The sequence below is a fragment of the Intrasporangium sp. genome, assembly GCF_030452765.1.
In the GTDB taxonomy this organism is placed as follows: Bacteria; Actinomycetota; Actinomycetes; order Actinomycetales; family Dermatophilaceae; genus Intrasporangium_A.
The window spans coordinates 1-1,977 of the sequence record NZ_JAKDLO010000325.1 but is presented as its reverse complement, the minus strand read 5'-3'; the positions used below and the strand labels follow the sequence as shown (position 1 = coordinate 1,977).

Here is a 1,977-nt window from a genome sequence, read left to right as displayed (position 1 = left end):
CGCCTTCGACCTGCACCACCCCGAGACCGCGCCGCGCTCCTGGCACGCACCCGATGCCACGGAGAGCGTCAGACAGGAGTCGTGACCCGATGGGCGAGATGGTCCAGTTCTTCCAGTCCGATCTCAACGCCTACCAGGCCGAGCCGACCGGGGACCCGGCCGGCGCCGTCATCGTCATCCAGGAGATCTGGGGACTCGTCGAGCACATCACCGACGTCACCGACAGGTTCGCCGCCGAGGGCTACCTGGCGGTTGCCCCGGACCTGCTCGGGCACGTCGACCTGACGCCCTACGACGGGCAGGAGCTGCACAGCCTCATGTCGAGCCCGGACGAGAAGGCCCGGCTCGACGCCCAGCCGAGGCTTCGCCGTATGACCGAGCCCGCGCGCACGCCGGAGTTCGCCAAATGGGCCATCCAGGGGTTGCGTGAGGTCGTCGGCAGCCTACTCGAGAGACCCGGTGTCGACGGGCGGGTCGCGGTCGTCGGGTTCTGCTTCGGCGGCACCTATGCCTGGTCCCTGGCCCTGCACGAGCCTCGGCTGCTCGCGGCGGTGCCGTTCTACGGCCGGTTCCCGGAGGGCGCCGATCCCGCAGACATCCGGTGTCCCGTGCTCGCGTTCTACGGCGAGCAGGACCATGACATCAGCGACGGGGTGCCCCGGCTGGCCGAGCGGCTCACGGCGGCAGGGGTCGACTTCACGGCCCAGGTCTACGACGGCGTCGGGCACGCGTTCTTCAACGACACCGCCCGGTCCCGCTACAACGCGACCGCGGCAACCGACGCGTGGAAGCGCACGCTGGAGTTCATCCGCTCGTCCTTCGCCCGCTGAGTCATCGACAGTGCAGTACTCCTCATCGAGAGTGCAGCACTCCTCATCGACAGTGCAGCAGTCGGGATCGACAGTGCGCCAGTTCCGATCGACAGTGCGCCAGTTCCGATCGACAGTGCGCCAGTTCCGATCGACAGTGCAGCAGCCCCGATCGCATCTGCCAGGCTGCGCGGTCGGGCCGTAGGCTCGACTCCATGGGCCAGGGCCAGGGCCACGGACACGGGCACACGCACGGGGTGAGCGCGGGTGCGGACCGGCGTTACCTCTGGGCGGCACTGCTCCTGCTGCTCGCATTCATGGTCGGCGAGGTCGTCGCAGCGTTCGCTTCCGGTTCGCTCGCCTTGCTTTCCGACGCGGGTCACATGCTCTCCGACGTCGGGGCAATCGCGGCGGCGCTGTGGGCCCTGCGCCTGGCCGCCCGCCCCGCGCGCGGCAAGTGGACCTTCGGCTGGAAGCGGGCCGAGATCGTCTCGGCCGCAGGCAACGGGATCACCCTTCTCGTCGTGGGCTGCATCATCGCCGTCGAGGCGGTACGCCGGCTCATCTACCCTCCCGACGTCGAGGGGGCAGTCGTCCTGGCCGTGGCGCTCATCGGTGTCGCCGTCAACATCGTCGCGGCGTGGGTCCTCGCGCGGGCAAACCGGTCGAGCCTGAACATCGAGGGCGCCTACCAGCACATCCTCACCGACCTCTACGGTTTCATCGGGACGGTCGTGGCTGGTGTGGTGATCCTCGTGACGGGCTGGACCCGGGCCGACCCGATCGCTTCGCTCGTCGTCGTGGTCCTCATGCTGCGGGCGGCCTACGCACTGCTCCGGGACAGTGGTCGGGTCCTGCTCGAGGCCGCACCGGAGGACATGGACCTCCCCGAGGTACGCCGCCATCTGCTCGAGCCGGAGCACGTGGTCGACGTCCACGACCTGCACGTCTGGACGGTGACGAGCGGTCTGCCAACGCTCTCGTGCCACGTGGTCCTGACCGACGCGTGCTTCCGCGACGGGCACGCTCCCGCCCTGCTGGACGAGCTGCAAGCCTGCCTGCACGGGCACTTCGACGTCGAGCACTCGACGTTCCAGCTCGAGCCGGCCGGTCACGCCGCTCACGAGACTGGCACTCACTGACGGCTGGCCCCCCCCCCACCCCCCCC

The 1,977-nt window shown here is 69.5% G+C and carries 2 protein-coding genes; both read left to right on the top strand.

From position 1 onward, the window contains the following. Positions 1-89: 89 nt before the first annotated feature. The gene (locus tag L0H79_RS22065) at positions 90-830 is read left to right on the top strand and encodes a dienelactone hydrolase family protein (RefSeq protein WP_301486924.1); all 741 of its coding nucleotides are present in this window, start codon (positions 90-92) and stop codon (positions 828-830) included. Positions 831-1,024: 194 nt separating this feature from the next. Beyond that, positions 1,025-1,951: a cation diffusion facilitator family transporter gene (locus L0H79_RS22060; protein ID WP_301486923.1), complete on the top strand. Its 927-nt coding sequence runs from the start codon at positions 1,025-1,027 to the stop codon at positions 1,949-1,951. Positions 1,952-1,977: the final 26 nt, after the last annotated feature.

Excerpts from the sequence above, each read along its gene's own strand:
- L0H79_RS22060 (WP_301486923.1), top strand. The coding sequence starts at position 1,025 with ATGGGCCAGGGCCAGGGCCACGGACACGGGCACACGCACGGGGTGAGC.
- L0H79_RS22065 (WP_301486924.1), top strand. The coding sequence starts at position 90 with ATGGGCGAGATGGTCCAGTTCTTCCAGTCCGATCTCAACGCCTACCAG.